The following is a 15,000-nucleotide window of genomic DNA, read 5'->3' as shown; positions in this document are numbered from 1 at the left end:
CGCTTACGCTACTTGAGGGATAGTTATCTGTGATCGGTCGCAAGACGGCGTTCCAGCCATTGCGAGTATTGCGAGATGCCGTAGCAGACGACGAAGAACAGAAGCGCGGCAAAGCCCAGAAGCTCCCAATAGACGCCATTCCACTCGGTCGAGGCCAGGATGGGACCGCGGATCATACCCACGAGGTCGAACATCGAGATAACCGAGACCAGCGTGGTGTCCTTGAAAAGGCCCACCGCCACGTTCACGATCCCCGGGATGGAGATCTTGAGCGCCTGCGGCAGAATGATGAGCTGCATGGCCTGAGCATAGTCCAGACCCAGCGAGTCCGCTCCTTCGTATTGTCCCTTGGGCAGCGCGGCGAGGCCGCCGCGGATCACCTCGGCGATATAGGCCGAGGAGAACATGGTGATCATGATCACCACGCGCAGGAACAAGTCCACCGTGCTGTCCGGCGGGAAGAAATAGGCCAGCATGACCGACGCCACGAAGAGAAGCGTGATGAGCGGCACACCACGGATGAACTCGATGAAGATCACGCAGATCCACTTGATGAGCGGCATGTCCGACTGACGGCCCAAGGCCAGTGCGATCCCGATCGGCAGCGACAGCGACACGCAGGTCACACCGAGCATCATGTTGAGCATGAAGCCACCGAGATCACGGCTTGGCACCGCAGGCAGCATGGCGTTTTCCGAAGCGTTTTCGGGAATGAGCATCCCGGCCACGATCCAGATCACGAAGGCTGTGACGATGGCGCCAAAGAAGCCTGCCGCGAAACTTGTTTTCACGAACTGCTTGTAGACAAGGCCGCCCCCAAGGATGCCGAGCAAGGCAACAATGGGGATCAGCGCGGAGCCGCCCCAGATCAGCCAGTAGGCAATGAACGGGTAGAGGCCGGTAAAGATCAGCAGCTTGCGCGGCAGATCGAAGAACAGGACCGGCGCCGCTGCAACAAAGAGCAGCACGAAGGCCACGTTCGGTCGCCAGTACTCTTCCGCAGGGTATTTGAAGCCGTAGAGCAACTGGTTCCAACGCTCGGTGAGCACCGAGAAACAGGCCGCCGATTTCCCCTGAAGGATTTCACGGCATTCCGCCAGGCTCGTGGTCGTCCAGAGGCCGCCGAAGATCCACGGCAAACTCACGTTCAGGACCAGGTAGATCAGGTAAAGCGCCGCGATCGTCAGCAGGCCGTTTACCGGCGTCGCAAAGAGGTTTTCACGCAGCCATTTGACGATTCCCGTTTCCGCCGCAGGGGGCGGTGCCGGGGGGATGGTCGTGTCCTGTACGAAGGCAACGGTTTCAGCATGTGTATCTGACATGGCTCAACGCTCCTTCAGCTTGATGGATGAGTTGTAGACGTTCATGAACGCCGAGATCAGCAACGAGATCGTCAGGTAGAACAACATCAGCAGAAGCACGCATTCGATCGCGCGGCCGGTCTGGTTCAGCGTGATGCCGCCCAGTGTCGCGGTCACATCCGCGTAACCCACCGCAATCGCCAGAGACGAGTTCTTGGTGATGTTGAGGTACTGCGAAATCAGCGGCGGGATGATGACCCGAAGCGCCTGCGGCAGGACAACGAGGTTCATCACGCGACCGGGGCGCAGGCCCAGGGCCGATGCGGCCTCGGTCTGACCCTTGGAGACCGCCTGGATGCCCGCGCGGACGTTTTCCGCGATGAAGGCGCCGGTATAGATCGACAGGGCAAACCAGAGCGCGATCAGCGGACCGCCGACCTTGATGCCGCCGGAGAAGTTGAAGCCCTTGAGAGCCGGGCTCTCGAACTGCATCAGCGGCACAAGCTCACCAAAGCCGGTCAGGGACCAGAAGAAGGCGAGAAAGCTGAAACCCCCGAAATACACGAAGGCGACAAAGGCGAGGACGACGCTGATGACCGCGACGAAATCGCCTGCTGCGCTGGTGATCGCTCTGAGGGCTTGCCCGATTGCCCAGAAGGCGACAGCCAGTGCGCCGAGGAAGAGCACGAGGCCAACGATTGCCATCAGGACAAGCCACAAGGGGTTCGAGGGCACGTAGAGAACGAGGAGCGTCGGGACGATCAAAATCGCCAGCGAAGGCCAACCGGTGGGAAGCAACTTGCCCGTCGCATAAAGCAGGTTTGCGGCATATCGGCGATAAGCAAAGACGCCAATAACCGACAACAGGAATGTCACGACAACGAGAATGCCCCCCGTCGTCCAGATCGGTTTCGGCACGTAGATGCCGCGATTTGTGAAGGCGAAGGAGTCGAGCACCATCGACGCGGTCGCATTATCTCCCCGGAAGGCGCGCGGCCCCGGCAGGACGGCCGTCATGATCGTGAAGATGATGATGATCCAGATCAGGACCGGAATGTTGCGGAAAATCTCGACATAGATTGCCATGATTTTTGACACCAGCCAGTTGTTCGACAGGCGCAGGACACCGGCGAGGACGCCGAAGATTGTGGCGGTGATGCAGGCCAGGAAGGCGACGAGCAGCGTATTGAGAACACCGACAACCGCGGCACGGGCGTGCGAGGATTGGCTATCGTATTCGATCAGGCGCTGGTTGATGTCGTACCCGGCAGGATCGCCGAGAAAGTCATAGGAAATGTTGAGCCCGGCGGCGCGCAGGTTCTGGATCAGGTTGTTGCCCAGATACCAGATGGAAAGGGCCAGAACGAGTGCCGCGATGGCCTGAAATGTCAAAGAGCGGTAACGGGTATCGTAAATGAGCTGCGATAACCGAAACGACTCCTTCGGAGGGTCGGTAATGGTTGTCATGAAGACATATCCCTGATTGCCCCTGAGCGATTGTCCCGGCGGGGTATGCCCCGCTCATCGCCAACTCAGGTGTTGTTCGTTGGATAGGAAAAGGGCGCGGATTGACCGCGCCCCTGACCTTTTGGTTTTTAGCGGAAGGGCGGCGAGTAGATCAGGCCGCCATCGGTCCACTGAGCGTTCAGGCCGCGGGCCAGACCGATCGAGGTGCTTTCACCGATGTTCTTCTCGAAAAGCTCACCGTAGTTGCCGCCCGCCATGATGGCGTTCTTGGCCCAGTCAGCAGGCAGACCCAGCATCTCGCCCAGGTTACCTTCGGTACCCAGCAGACGGTTGACTTCGGGGTTGCTGCCGGCAGCAGCGCCCATGTCGGCGATGTTGGTCGATGTCACGCCCAGCTCTTCGGCTGTGATCAGCGCGTTCAGCGTCCAGCGCACGACGTCTTCCCACTCGTTGTCGCCATGACGGACCAGCGGGCCGAGCGGCTCTTTCGAGATGATTTCGGGAAGCAGGACGTGACCGGCCGGATCTTCGAAGGTGGCGCGTGTCGCCGCCAGACCCGATGCGTCGGTGGTGTAAACGTCACAGGCACCAGCCAGGTATTGCTGCTGCGCTTCGGCGTTGGTTTCGATCGGCACCGGCTCGTAGCTGATGTTGTTGGCGCGGAAGAAATCGGCCAGGTTCAGCTCGGTTGTGGTACCGGTCTGGATGCAGACAGTGGCGCCATCGAGTTCCTTGGCCGAGCTTACGCCCAGATCCTTGGGAACCATGAAGCCCTGACCGTCATAGTAGTTCACGCCAACGAAGGTGAACTTGAGGTCCACATCGCGCGAGAAGGTCCATGTGGTGTTCCGGGCCAGCATGTCGATTTCACCGGACGCAAGCGCGGTGAAACGGGTTTTGCCGGTTGTCGGTACGAATTCCACGGCGGTTGCGTCACCCAGAACAGCAGCGGCGACCGCGCGGCATACGCCGACATCAAAGCCTTCCCACTTGCCATTCGCGTCCGGTGCGGCAAAGCCGACCAGGCCGGTGGTCACACCACAGTTCAGCTTGCCGCGCGCCTTCACATCGTCCAGCGTACCGGCAGCTGCAACGCCAGCGCCAAGGCCAGCCAGTGTCAGCGCGCCAAAAAATACGGATTTTTTCATTTTTACCTCTTCCTGATTGTCCACCCTTTTGGGCGGTTCATACGGCCACAGTTGGGCCGGGGCGATACTGTAACAGGGGTATTCTCCCTTCAGTGCGTGGGAGTTTGTGTGGATTCATCGCAAAACGTCAAGACCAAGATCACGAAAAACGATGGCGATTCAGTATAGTTTACCCTGCGGAAGCCACCTCAGAGGAGGTCATTGGCCCTGGCGCGAAAGATTGAAAAAGATATGGGCGTGCAAAAAGTCCGATTCTTTCCTTGCCGCCATCTCTTGCGCTTCTTCGTCTTTGCCCCATTGATCCTCCTGCCACTGCTCGTCGATACGTGACATGCGCCACAGCGTCTGAGGATCATGCAGATCATGGAGTGCTGCAAAGCCGATAACGAGCGAACCCGAGAGGCTGACGAGATCGTGGAAGGCCGTTAACGCAAACACATCCAGGGCGTGGACCTGATCCGACAAAACACGCAGGGCCTGTGGATTTTGCGGCGCATGCATCACGCCCTGCACGGGAATCAGGCGCGCACCAAGCTTTGTATCAGCCCAGTCCAGCAGCGGATCCCAAAACTCGGCCTGCCGCGCGATCAATCCCCGCGGCCCATCGGCCCGGTAGCAGGTCAGGTCCGCATCGCCATAGGCAGCCAGCATATCGGCGACTTCGGCGCGTTGGTGCACAACCTTGTCGATTGCCGCGTTTGAGGACCGGGTAAAGGGCATCGCGGCGGGGTCGATCTGCTCCCCGACCGCGTCCCATTCCGCTGCAATCCGGTCGGCCAGCGCACGGGTCGGCACGACTAGCGGCGTCTTGGCCGGGGTCTTGACGGGCCGGCCATCGAGTTGCACCGCATACCCCCCCTCGGCATCGGCCACATTTGCCGCCTGCCAGAAGCGTTTGAGTTTCCATTCGCTCATCCGGTGCGCCCCCATAAATCGTCCAAAGCGGCGGGCACATCCGCAAAACCATCCACCAACAGGTCTGCACCCGCAGCCTTGAGGTCATTTGCGGCGTGATAGCCCCATGTCACGCCCAGCGTTCGAACCCCCGCGGCCCGGCCCATTTCGATATCGAACGTGGTATCGCCGATCATCACCGCGCGGGACGGATCGACCCCGGTCTCGGAAAGGCAACTCAGCACCATGGAAGGGTGCGGCTTCGACGGGTGGTGGTCTGCGGTCTGTCGCGTCGTGAAAAACCGGTCGAGGTCATGTGCCGCGCAGGCATGGTCGAGCCCCCGCCGCGCCTTGCCCGTCGCCACGCCCAACGTCACATCCTGGCGCGCGAACAATGCCTCCAGCGCGTCTTTTGCCCCGGGATAGAGCGGCGCGCTTGCCTCGCCACCGCTTTCGGCGCGCTGTGCGATGAAGCACGCCTTGTAGGCCTCCGCGACCCGCGCGATCAAATCCTCGGGATGATCCGGGATCAGGCGCGCAACGGCCTCGTAGAGCGAAAGACCGACTATCGACAGGATGGCCGGGCGGCCGGGCGATGGCAGGTCAAATGCTGAAAAGGCCCCTTCCATCGCCCGCACGATGAAGTCCTGGCTGTCCATCAGGGTGCCGTCCATGTCGAAAACGGCGAGGCGCAGATCACTCATTCCAGGTCCTCAAACGGATCATCCGGCGCGTCAGCGGGTTGCCATTGGAACGTATCCCAGGTGTGGGCCATGTGTTTCGGCAAGGGCGCGGTCAGGTTCAGGATGGCGCGGGTGACCGGATGCTCGATCTGAAGCGAGCGGGCATGCAGGTGCAGTTTGCGGCTGATATCCCCACCCAGTTGCGCGCCCCAGCCATCGCCAAGGTTCTCCTGCCCCGACTCGCCGTATTTACCATCCCCGATGATCGGGTGCCCGATCTCGGCCATGTGCGCCCGCAATTGATGGGTGCGCCCCGTAATCGGCGTCAGCGCGACCCAGGCGGTGCGGCTACCCGCGGGTTCGAGCACGGTGTAATCGGTGGTGGCATGTTTTGCGCCGGGCGTCGCGTCCACATCGCGCGGATGCAGGCAAAGCATCTTCTCGCCTTCGCCTTTTGCCCCATGCCCCGGCGCCTTGACCAACCCATAGCGGATCGTGCCGCTCCGGGGCAGCGGCACACCGGCGACCACGGCCCAGTAGATCTTGCGCGTGGCCCGGTGACGAAAGGCGGCGGTCAGCCCCTTCGCAGCCAACCGGTTGCGCGCCAACACCAGTACGCCGGATGTATCCTTGTCCAGCCGGTGAACCAGGCGCGGTTTATCCTCCGCACCGAACCTCAGCGCGTCGGCAAGACCATCTACATGCCGGGTCTGCTTGCTACCGCCCTGCACCGGCAGGCCCGGCGGCTTGTTGAGGACGATCACATCATCATCGCGGTAGATGACGCAGGATTGGATCATCCTCGCATCCGCATCCGAGACACGCGTGGTGTGGGAAGGCGTGGGTGCATTCGGGTCGGGCAGCGGGGGAATACGGACCTGCTGCCCCGCACTCAGGCGCACTGCGGGTTTGACCCGGCCCCCATCGACCCGCAACTCCCCCTTGCGACACATCTTTTCAATCCGCCCCTGGCCAAGATGCGGAAACTGCCGCCTCAGCCAGCGGTCCAGCCGCTGATCCGCATCATCATCGGCAACGGTCAAGGTCTGAACCCTGCTCATGCCCAGATCATCCGCGCCAGCATCACACCACCGATCAGCGCACCAATCGACAGGGTGACCGACAAGAGAACGTAAAGCGCGGCAGCAGCAAGCTGCCCGCGTTCGAACAGGGTGAAAGCCTCCAGCGAGAAGGCAGAGAAGGTCGTAAAGCCGCCGAGTATCCCGGTCATGACAAAGAGATTGAGATGCTCAAGACCGCGATGGAAGGAATAGATCACGAACAGGCCCATCAAAAAAGAACCGACAATGTTGACCGATAGTATTGCAACGGGAAATCCAGACCCGACAAGCCGCAACATCACTACCCCCGTACCAAAGCGCAGAGAGGCACCGATCGCGCCACCAAGGGCCACCGACAGAAAGCTCATCAACATGGCCGCGTCTGTCGCGCGCCTCATGGGCTTTGTCAAGTTGGCGACGGTTATCAAAAGGCGTGCGCTTATCGCGCACACCGGTTATCTCGTCGTTGCCCTCCGGGCGCCTCCTCGGGCCACGCGCGTCGACGTAGCATGAGAAATCAGGCCGCCAAGCGGGGGTTTGGGGGGCGTCCCCCAAGGGCTGCGCGCCCTGAGCGCAAAACTGAACAGCGTGAGCTTCGCGAGCTCCTTTTGGTAGCGGTTTCGCAAGCGGATGGAAAAATGCCGGGAATGGGTTGTTACCGCAATCATTCCGACGTTACTCTCTCGCCTGACCGAAATGATGGATCCAGCCCCATGCAAGATGTTTTTGCCTTCCTCCGCCAGCTTTTCGACCGCGCGGTCGAGGTGGCAGACCCGATCCGCACCCTTGGGGCTGCCTTGCCTCCCCGGCCCGAAGGCCGGTTGATCGTTGTCGGTGCCGGCAAGGCGAGTGCTCGGATGGCCGAAGCGGTCGAAGCCGCCTACGGCCCCTGCGACGGGCTGGTCATCACCCGGTATGGCTATGCCCGACCCTGCACGGGCATCGAAATTGTCGAAGCCGCCCATCCCGTCCCCGACGAGGCCGGCATGCGGGCGACCCGCCGTATGCTGAACCTTCTGGAGGCGACCGGGCCTGATGATTTTGTCCTTGCCCTCATTTCCGGTGGTGGCTCGGCGCTACTGACCGCGCCTGCGGGTGACATTACCCTTGCCGAAAAGCAGGACCTGACCAACGCCCTTCTGGCGAGCGGCGCTCCGATTGGCGAAATCAACGGCATCCGCAAGCAGATCTCGGCGGTCAAGGGTGGCAAGCTCGCCGCCGCCGCGTACCCGTCGAAGATGTTGACGCTGATGATCTCGGACGTCCCGGGAGACGACCCCGGTGACATTGCCAGCGGTCCCACTGTGGGGGACACGGGCGATGCGGCGCGCGCGCTCGCGGCACTCGACCGATGGAATGTCACGCCCCCGCAATCGGTCCTGTCCTATCTCGAAGCCGGCGGTATGCCGCTGCCGCCGGATGACATGCGGTTGAGCCAAGTTGAAAACGTGATCTACGCCGCTCCCGCCCAATCACTGGACGCCGCTGCCGACATGGCCTGCACCGAGGGGGTTGATGTCCGCATCCTGGACGACGCGCTCGAAGGTGAAGCGCGCGATATCGCCCGGGCGCAGGCGCAGGAGGCCATCGCCATCCGGTCCGGGATGTCACCGGGAGCGGCGCCGGTCTTGCTGCTTTCGGGTGGAGAGCTGACCGTGACCCGCACAGGCGACGGCGTCGGCGGGCCAAATGCCGAATTCGCGCTGGCCCTGGCGCTGGCCCTCGATGGGGCCGAAGGCATTCACGCGATCGCCTGCGACACGGATGGGGTCGACGGCGCGGCGGAGGTGGCAGGCGCCGTAATTGGACCCGAAACGCTCACCAAAGGTCCCGATGCAGCCGATGCGCTGGCGAACAACGACGCCCATGGCTTTTTTGAGCGGATCGGCGACCAGGTGGTGACCGGCCCCACATTGACCAATGTGAACGACTTTCGCGCGATCTTGATTTCGCCGCCGCAATCGTGATTGGCCAACCGCCAGCGTCGGTGGCAGGTTGAACGCACGACGATAAAGGGGGCGTCCGATGCTGCGCAGAGGTTTCATCAAATTGGCCACCGTTACACTGACCGCCGCTGCGGCACTGGTTGTGCCCGCTGGGGCCCAGCAGACCGCGAGTGGCGAGGCCGGGACGGTTCAGGCCACCGCCGCGCAGATCCAGCACCTTTTGTCCGGCAACACGATCAAGGGATCGTGGAGCGGCGCGGACTATACCCAGTACTTCGATCAAAGCGGTTTCACGGTCTATATCGAGGCTGGCCGCCCGCCCAGCCGGGGCAAATGGCGCGTCCGGGAGGACACGGATCAGTATGATAGCTGGTGGGAAAACACCGGCTGGACACCCTACACGGTCATGATGACAAACGACGGCTATGCCTGGGTTAACAGGGGCGAGCTGGAGCCGTTTGAAATCCTCGAAGGCAAACAGGCGGATTTCTAGGGCATTTGGGCTCAGAGCTACCTTAGCGCCGGAAGCCCAACACCGGTGGCCTCGAACCCGCCATCGACGGCAATCACCTGCCCGGTGACATAACTGCAGGCAGGCGAACACAGGAAGGTAATCATCGCCGCAATCTCGTCTTCGGTGCCGTACCGGTTGAGCGGAATGGCATCGTGATAGGCCGCGCGGATCTCGGGCGTATGCACCGCCAGAGCCAGTTTGGTATCGACGGGACCGGGACAGACGCAATTGGCCCGCACACCATGCTCGCCCAACTCCACCGCCTGTTGCTGGGTCAACTGGATGACCGCCGCCTTGGACGTGCCATAGGCCACCCTCAAGGTGCTTGCCCGCAGGCCCGAGATGGAGGCGATGTTCACGATCGCTCCTTTTGCTGCGCAGAGCGCATCGTGCAACGCCTGTGACATAAGGAAAACACCATCCAGGTTCGTTTCCATCACCCGCCGCCACCGGTCAAAATCCGTTGTCTCGATCGGCCCGAAATCCGCCACCCCCGCATTATTGACAAGGGCGTGGACGCTGTCTCCGACATCACGGGCCATCTCCGCGACCTGATCGGGTTGTGACACGTCGCAAACCACCGGTTCGACGTTCATCAGGCCCAGCACCGCATCCTGCAACGCTGGTTCGTCCCGGTCGATCATGATGACGCGCCACCCCTGATCCAGAAACTGCCGCGTCGCGGCCAGACCGATGCCGCGTGCGGCCCCTGTGACGATGGCAGTTTTCATCGAGCGTCTCCCAAGGTGGTTTCAATGGCAGGATAAGCCGCCTTGAGCAGCAATGACCATATCGAACCTGCCGGGCGGTTGCTCTTTCGCCTCAGAACACGATGTTCAGCATCACCATCGACACAATGAGGAAGAGCACCGTCATGATCCCGCCGGACCGGACGAAATCGGTCACCTTGTACCCGGCTGGCCCCATGATGAGCGCGTTGACCTGGTGGGTCGGGATGATGAAGGAGTTGGAGGTCGAAATCGCCACCGTCAGCGCGAAAATCGCCGGATCACCGCCTGCGGCCACCGCGATGGAAACCGCCAGCGGGACCAGCAGTACCGTCGCACCGACATTGGACATGACAAGTGAAAACGCCGTGGCCAGAACCGCAATGCCGGTTTGCAACGCCCAAAGCGGCCAGCCATCGAGAGCCACAAGGATCTGTTGCGCGATCCATTCGGCGGTGCCGGTATTCTGCACCGCCTGCCCCAACGGGATAAGACTGGCCAGAAGAAAGACCGTGTTCCACCCGACCGCGCGATAGGCCTCGTCGATCGACAAGACCCTGCTCAGCATCATGCCAACGGCACCGGTCAACAGGCAAAGCGACAGGCGCACATCCGTAAACAGGATCATCGACAGGGAAATGAGGAAGAAAAAGAGCGCCCAACCAACTTTCTTGGGGCGCAGTTCCTCTTGCGGGAAGTCTGCGGTGACCACGACGAAATCCCGGTCTTTCTTGATCCGTACCAGGTTGTCCCACTTGGTGTGCGCGACCAGCATATCGCCCGATTGAAATGGCACCAGGCCTATTGCCGTGGGCTTGTGATCGCCATATTCGACATGGCTCAGGTTTTCCTCGCCGCGGTGAATGGCCAGGAGGCTCAACCCGTAGGTTTTGCGCAGCAGCAGGTCGCGCGGGCATTTGCCAATCAACTTGCTGTCGGGGGGGATGACCACCTCGGCAATGCCGGCATTTGTCGGCGCGAATTCTTCGGCGAAGACGTCAAGTTCGGGCCGAACGGTCAGGCCGAATTTCTCGGCAAAGGCGCGCACGACGACATCCTTGCCGATGATGGCCAGCCGGCATGGCGCGGCAATCTCGGCCGTGAGGATCTGCACCATCGACACCTTGCCGCGATAGTAGGTCGAGATGATGTAGAGGTTATTTTCGAGGTTGATATCGGCCAGGATCTGTCCGACCAGGGGGCTGTCTTCGGGCACATCGACCTCGAAAACCGACGCCTTTAGCCCATAGACCCGCTGCAGGTAATCCGACGTCCCCTGCCCCTGTGACGCCTCGACCTTGGATTGGCCTGGCAGCACGTAGCGCCCCAGAAAGAAGAAATATGCGATCCCCGTGAGGATCAGCGCGGCCCCGATCGGGGTGACGGAAAAGAGGCCAAAGGGTTCCATTTGCGCCTCGGCCGGCAGGCCCTGATTGGCGGTCTCGATAAGATCATTGAGCAGGATGAGCGGCGACGAGCCGACCATCGTCATCGTCCCGCCCAGAATGGCGCAGAACCCCATCGGCATCAGCAGGCGACTGAGCGGAATGTTGGTGCGCGCCGAGATCCGGCTGACCACCGGCAGGAAGAGCGCCGCGGCGCCGACATTTTGCAGGAAACTCGAAATGAACCCGACGGTGCCCGACACGATCGGCATCACCCGGCCTTCGGTCGTGCCACCATGTTTGAGGATTTGCGCCGCGACCTTGTTCATGATCCCGGTCTTGTCGAGCCCGGCACCGACGATCATCACAGCGATGATAGAAATCACCGCGTTGGAGGCAAACCCGTCGAACAGGTGATTGACATCCGCCAGATTTCCGAGCCCCGGGATGTAGGACAGGATGCCGATCAGAACCAGCACCAGCACCGCCGCCAGGTCGACGCGGATAATCTCGGAGACGAAGAGGAAAACCGTGAACAACAATGCCCCGACCACAACAGCCATCTCCGTGGTGAAGGCAATGCTTTCCATGTGAATCCCTTTGTGCCGTTCTTTTTTGCGTTTTTGTCGAGTGTGCTGTGAAATTCAGCAATGGTCAAATTGCGCTCTGCGGGACCGTGGTCGACCGACCCTGAATGATTTGTGTTGGGGGTAACATCGCGTCTTTCTGCCGCCTCCACCATCGGTGTATCTCGACGCCGTTCTGTACGTCTTTTCGGAACCGATCACGGGACAGCTTAAGGCAAGGTTGCCGTGATAGACGTCAGTTTCCGGCGGCTTCGCTGAGCCAGCCTTGAATGAATTCCTTGGCCCCCTGACAGGCGTGGTAAAGCCCGGCCCCATCGGCAAGGTGGCAGGCGATGGCGGTGGCCAGGGCGCATCCTGTCCCGCGTTTGTCGGCCTTGAGCCTTGGCGCCACAAGGATATGCCGTTCCGACGCGCTGAACAGGTAATCGGTGCTGGTCGCGCCCGTTGCGTGCCCACCCTTTATCAAAACGGCTCTTGCACCATTGGCAAGGAACCATTCCGCCTGGGCGGTGATGCCGGCTTCGGTACTTGCCAAAGGACGGCCCGTCAGTGTCGCAGCTTCGGGCAGGTTGGGCGTAAGGAGCGCAGCCTGCGACAGCAACGCCTGAGGCAGCTCCCCCGCGAAAAGCTGCCCGCCCGAGCTGGATTTCAACAACGGATCAATGACCATCGGGCAGGGCTGCTGCCTGATCGCATGGGCGACCGCCTCGGCGATCTCGGCACTGCCCAGCATCCCGATCTTGATGGCAGAGGGGGGTGCTGCGGCCAGTGCGGCACGCACCTGTTGCGTGACCATTTCCGCCGGCATCATCTGCGTTTCAAAAAGCTTGTCATGCGACTGCGCAGTGACGGCGGTCACGATGGGGAGAACCTCAAACCCCAATGCGCGGGCCACAAAGGCATCGCGGGTCAGACCCGCACCACCGCTGCTATCGGTTCCCCCGATGATCATGACGGTTTTCATGCGCAGGCTTTCGCGGCCATGAGGGCAAGATGGCCGATGCCCCGCGCGTGAAGCACATTTGCCGCCTGCCAGGCCCGCAGACCGCTTTGGCAACATAAAACAACCCGCTGATCCGGGGACGGGGTAATCGAGGGCAGGTCGGCCATGGTCACACGCTTGGCGCGGGTCGTGATCTTGTCAGGCGCTTCATGCCGGTCCCGCAGATCGAGGATGAGGTCACTGCCCTGCACCATATGTGTCGCGATAAAGGGGGTCGCGGTATCGGGTTCGGCGCTGTTCAGGAAGCTGAACCCGCCGAAATGCAGGTTGGTTAGGTCGGCGGTAACCATCCGCCCCTCGGAAGATGGCGTGGTGTCCAGAAGGATCCGCAGCGCGATCTGCGCCTGCAGCGCCCCGATGACGCCAACCACCGGCCCCAAGACACCCGCAGTGGCGCAGGTCGCCCCGGTGCCCGGCAGTTCCGGGAAAACCGCGCGCAACGATGGCGCGCGCCCGCAAAATGCACCGATATAGCCAGTCTGACCCAGCACGCTTGCCGAGATGAGGGGCGTGCCCGCAGCTAGGCAGGCGTCCGACAGGATGTAGGAGACCGCAAAGCTGTCCGCCGCGTCGATCACCAGATCCGCAGCGGCGGCAAGCGCCGGGGCTTTGCCGGGGCCGAGCGCCTCGACATATGCCTCTACCGTGATTTGCGGATTGAGGGCGCGCAGCGTGTCGCGTGCAACGGTCGCCTTGGGCCTTCCCAGGTCCGCCATGCGATAGATCGGCTGACGGTGCAGGTTGCTTTCTTCGACACGATCCGGGTCGAAAATCTCTATCTGCCCGACCCCGGCCCCGGCGAGGTATTGCAGGACCGGACATCCAAGCCCCCCGGCCCCGATGACGGCAACACGGGCGTTGGACAATCGTGCCTGACCGGCCTCGCCGATCTCGGGCAATTGCATTTGCCGGGCATAGCGGGTCATGCACCACAGACCTGCAGCCATTCGCGGGTACGCGCCTCGGGGTCGCGGGCCTGCTGAATATCGGTCACCACCGCGGCGCTATCGGCACCGGCGGCAAAAACACCCGGCGCACGCTCTGGTGTCAGCCCGCCGATCGCAACCAGCGGCGTGTTACCAGCCAAGGCTTTCCAGCGGGTCACACGCGCCAATCCTTGCGGGGCCCATTTCATCTCTTTCAGCAATGTCGGGTAAATCGGGCCAAGCGCCACATAGGCGGGATCGAGCGACAAAGCGCGGTCCAGTTCGGCCTCGTCATGAGTCGAAAGGCCGAAACGAACGCCCGCCCGGCGCAGGGCTGGAAAATCGGCCGCGTCCATGTCTTCCTGACCCAGATGAACAAAACTGCAGCGCAGGTCCAGTGCCGCCTGCCAGTGGTCGTTCACAACCAGTTGGGTCCGATGCACGGAGCAAAAGTCGCGGGCTCGAGAAATTTGTCGACGTATCTCGGGCTCTGTCGCCTCCTTGATCCGCAATTGCACCAGTTTGACACCCTGCGGCACCAACAGCTCCAACCGCCCCACATGACCGGTAATCAAGTAAAACCGCTCCATCACATCAACTCCGCAAGGCCCAGAACGGGGGTGGATGGCACCGCCATATCGCGCCGGTCGATCGGGTCGGCGGCAAAGCCCAGACGCCCAGTTTCGACCGCCAAGGCCATGGCCCGCGCCATGCCCACCGGATCGCCCGCCCTGGCCACGGCGGTGTTTAGCAAGACCGCATCCATGCCCAATTCCATGGCCAGCACCGCATCGGATGGCCGCCCGATCCCGGCATCGACGATTAGGGGGGTATCGGGGAAATGCGCCCGCATCGCGCGCAGGGCATCGGGATTGCGCAACCCCTGACCAGAGCCGATCGGCGCACCCCATGGCATCAGCACCTGACATCCCGCTTCCAGAAGTTTTTCACCGACAATCAGGTCATCATTCATGTAAGGAAAGACCTTGAAGCCGTCCGTCGCAAGAATGCGCGCGGCCTCGACCAGCGCGAAGACATCCGGTTGCAGCGTATCGCCATGTCCAATCACCTCCAGCTTGATCCAGTCGGTGGCGAAGAGTTCCCGGGCCATCTGCGCCGTGGTCACCGCCTCCTGTACCGAATGGCAACCGGCGGTATTGGGCAGGATGCGGGCGCCGGTTGCGCGCAGCATGTCCCAGAACCGCGCGCCTGTTCCCCCCGCCGTTTCCCGACGCAGGCTGACGGTGACGACCTCGCATTGGCTCGAAAGGATGGCGTCTTGCAGGATCGCGGGCGATGGATATTGCGCCGTTCCCAGAAACAGCGGCAGGGTGATTTCGGTGCCATAGACGCGCAT

Annotated in this window: 15 protein-coding genes; 2 read left to right on the top strand and 13 right to left on the bottom strand. The window is 61.7% G+C overall.

Annotation, left to right across the window (positions count from 1 at the left end; translation table 11 throughout):
* Nucleotides 1–23: 23 nt before the first annotated feature.
* The 7 genes from RBB29_RS00255 to crcB form a co-directional block, all read right to left on the bottom strand.
* Nucleotides 24–1,322, bottom strand: coding sequence for an amino acid ABC transporter permease (locus RBB29_RS00255; RefSeq protein ID WP_306113147.1), 1,299 nt, complete (start codon nt 1,320–1,322; stop codon nt 24–26).
* Between the two features lie 3 nt (nt 1,323–1,325).
* Nucleotides 1,326–2,768, bottom strand: a complete 1,443-nt coding sequence (locus RBB29_RS00250) for an amino acid ABC transporter permease (RefSeq protein ID WP_306113146.1) — start codon at nt 2,766–2,768, stop codon at nt 1,326–1,328.
* 128 nt (nt 2,769–2,896) lie between these two features.
* Nucleotides 2,897–3,916: an amino acid ABC transporter substrate-binding protein gene (locus RBB29_RS00245; protein WP_306113145.1), complete on the bottom strand. Its 1,020-nt coding sequence runs from the start codon at nt 3,914–3,916 to the stop codon at nt 2,897–2,899.
* A gap of 198 nt (nt 3,917–4,114) precedes the next feature.
* The gene (locus tag RBB29_RS00240) at nt 4,115–4,831 is read right to left on the bottom strand and encodes an ATP12 family chaperone protein (protein WP_306113144.1); all 717 of its coding nucleotides are present in this window, start codon (nt 4,829–4,831) and stop codon (nt 4,115–4,117) included.
* Entirely contained in the window at nt 4,828–5,514 is a 687-nt protein-coding gene (locus RBB29_RS00235; protein WP_306113143.1) for an HAD-IA family hydrolase, read from the bottom strand. Before RBB29_RS00235 ends, RBB29_RS00240 begins: the two co-directional genes overlap by 4 nt.
* Nucleotides 5,511–6,554 carry an RluA family pseudouridine synthase gene (locus tag RBB29_RS00230; RefSeq protein WP_306113142.1) on the bottom strand — a complete coding sequence of 348 codons (1,044 nt, stop codon included), beginning with the start codon at nt 6,552–6,554 and terminating at the stop codon, nt 5,511–5,513. The genes RBB29_RS00235 and RBB29_RS00230 overlap by 4 nt, the downstream gene beginning before the upstream one ends.
* Entirely contained in the window at nt 6,551–6,928 is a 378-nt protein-coding gene (gene crcB, locus RBB29_RS00225; RefSeq protein ID WP_306113522.1) for a fluoride efflux transporter CrcB, read from the bottom strand. Before crcB ends, RBB29_RS00230 begins: the two co-directional genes overlap by 4 nt.
* 339 nt (nt 6,929–7,267) lie before the next feature.
* Here crcB and RBB29_RS00220 point away from each other — a divergent pair, with 339 nt between their 5' ends.
* Together RBB29_RS00220 and RBB29_RS00215 are read left to right on the top strand one after the other, a co-directional pair.
* On the top strand, nt 7,268–8,521 hold the full coding sequence (locus RBB29_RS00220) for a glycerate kinase (protein ID WP_306113141.1): 1,254 nt from the start codon (nt 7,268–7,270) through the stop codon (nt 8,519–8,521).
* A gap of 58 nt (nt 8,522–8,579) precedes the next feature.
* On the top strand, nt 8,580–8,993 hold the full coding sequence (locus tag RBB29_RS00215; protein ID WP_306113140.1) for a hypothetical protein: 414 nt from the start codon (nt 8,580–8,582) through the stop codon (nt 8,991–8,993).
* Between the two features lie 17 nt (nt 8,994–9,010).
* On the opposite strand, the gene RBB29_RS00210 is transcribed toward RBB29_RS00215, so the two are convergent.
* The 6 genes from RBB29_RS00210 to RBB29_RS00185 all read right to left on the bottom strand — a co-directional run bounded on the left by RBB29_RS00210 (nt 9,011) and on the right by RBB29_RS00185 (nt 15,000).
* Nucleotides 9,011–9,745 (bottom strand): SDR family NAD(P)-dependent oxidoreductase, encoded by a 735-nt coding sequence (locus RBB29_RS00210; RefSeq protein WP_306113139.1) that lies wholly within the window; start codon nt 9,743–9,745, stop codon nt 9,011–9,013.
* Between the two features lie 91 nt (nt 9,746–9,836).
* A complete protein-coding gene (locus RBB29_RS00205; protein WP_306113138.1) occupies nt 9,837–11,717 on the bottom strand; it encodes an SLC13 family permease in 1,881 nt (626 codons plus the stop codon).
* A gap of 232 nt (nt 11,718–11,949) precedes the next feature.
* The gene (locus RBB29_RS00200) at nt 11,950–12,666 is read right to left on the bottom strand and encodes a hydroxymethylpyrimidine/phosphomethylpyrimidine kinase (RefSeq protein WP_306121082.1); all 717 of its coding nucleotides are present in this window, start codon (nt 12,664–12,666) and stop codon (nt 11,950–11,952) included.
* An 8-nt stretch (nt 12,667–12,674) separates the two neighbouring features.
* Entirely contained in the window at nt 12,675–13,643 is a 969-nt protein-coding gene (locus tag RBB29_RS00195; protein ID WP_306113136.1) for a HesA/MoeB/ThiF family protein, read from the bottom strand.
* Nucleotides 13,640–14,233: a thiamine phosphate synthase gene (locus RBB29_RS00190; protein WP_306113135.1), complete on the bottom strand. Its 594-nt coding sequence runs from the start codon at nt 14,231–14,233 to the stop codon at nt 13,640–13,642. The genes RBB29_RS00195 and RBB29_RS00190 overlap by 4 nt, the downstream gene beginning before the upstream one ends.
* Entirely contained in the window at nt 14,233–15,000 is a 768-nt protein-coding gene (locus RBB29_RS00185) for a thiazole synthase (RefSeq protein ID WP_306113134.1), read from the bottom strand. The genes RBB29_RS00190 and RBB29_RS00185 overlap by 1 nt, the downstream gene beginning before the upstream one ends.

The sequence above is a fragment of the Roseovarius sp. MMSF_3359 genome (assembly GCF_030733385.1).
In the GTDB taxonomy this organism is placed as follows: Bacteria; Pseudomonadota; Alphaproteobacteria; order Rhodobacterales; family Rhodobacteraceae; genus Roseovarius.
Note: the sequence above shows the minus strand (reverse complement) of the source record. Positions and strands in the feature narration are given on the sequence as shown.

Bases quoted from the DNA above. Each gene is read 5' to 3' on its own strand.
- RBB29_RS00210 (WP_306113139.1), bottom strand. From the start codon at position 9,745: ATGAAAACTGCCATCGTCACAGGGGCCGCACGCGGCATCGGTCTGGCC.
- RBB29_RS00200 (WP_306121082.1), bottom strand. From the start codon at position 12,666: ATGATCATCGGGGGAACCGATAGCAGCGGTGGTGCGGGTCTGACCCGC.
- crcB (WP_306113522.1), bottom strand. From the start codon at position 6,928: ATGTTGATGAGCTTTCTGTCGGTGGCCCTTGGTGGCGCGATCGGTGCC.
- RBB29_RS00215 (WP_306113140.1), top strand. From the start codon at position 8,580: ATGCTGCGCAGAGGTTTCATCAAATTGGCCACCGTTACACTGACCGCC.
- RBB29_RS00240 (WP_306113144.1), bottom strand. From the start codon at position 4,831: ATGAGCGAATGGAAACTCAAACGCTTCTGGCAGGCGGCAAATGTGGCC.
- RBB29_RS00195 (WP_306113136.1), bottom strand. From the start codon at position 13,643: ATGACCCGCTATGCCCGGCAAATGCAATTGCCCGAGATCGGCGAGGCC.
- RBB29_RS00205 (WP_306113138.1), bottom strand. From the start codon at position 11,717: ATGGAAAGCATTGCCTTCACCACGGAGATGGCTGTTGTGGTCGGGGCA.
- RBB29_RS00250 (WP_306113146.1), bottom strand. From the start codon at position 2,768: ATGACAACCATTACCGACCCTCCGAAGGAGTCGTTTCGGTTATCGCAG.
- RBB29_RS00190 (WP_306113135.1), bottom strand. From the start codon at position 14,233: ATGGAGCGGTTTTACTTGATTACCGGTCATGTGGGGCGGTTGGAGCTG.
- RBB29_RS00185 (WP_306113134.1), bottom strand. From the start codon at position 15,000: ATGCGCGTCTATGGCACCGAAATCACCCTGCCGCTGTTTCTGGGAACG.
- RBB29_RS00220 (WP_306113141.1), top strand. From the start codon at position 7,268: ATGCAAGATGTTTTTGCCTTCCTCCGCCAGCTTTTCGACCGCGCGGTC.
- RBB29_RS00235 (WP_306113143.1), bottom strand. From the start codon at position 5,514: ATGAGTGATCTGCGCCTCGCCGTTTTCGACATGGACGGCACCCTGATG.
- RBB29_RS00255 (WP_306113147.1), bottom strand. From the start codon at position 1,322: ATGTCAGATACACATGCTGAAACCGTTGCCTTCGTACAGGACACGACC.
- RBB29_RS00230 (WP_306113142.1), bottom strand. From the start codon at position 6,554: ATGAGCAGGGTTCAGACCTTGACCGTTGCCGATGATGATGCGGATCAG.
- RBB29_RS00245 (WP_306113145.1), bottom strand. From the start codon at position 3,916: ATGAAAAAATCCGTATTTTTTGGCGCGCTGACACTGGCTGGCCTTGGC.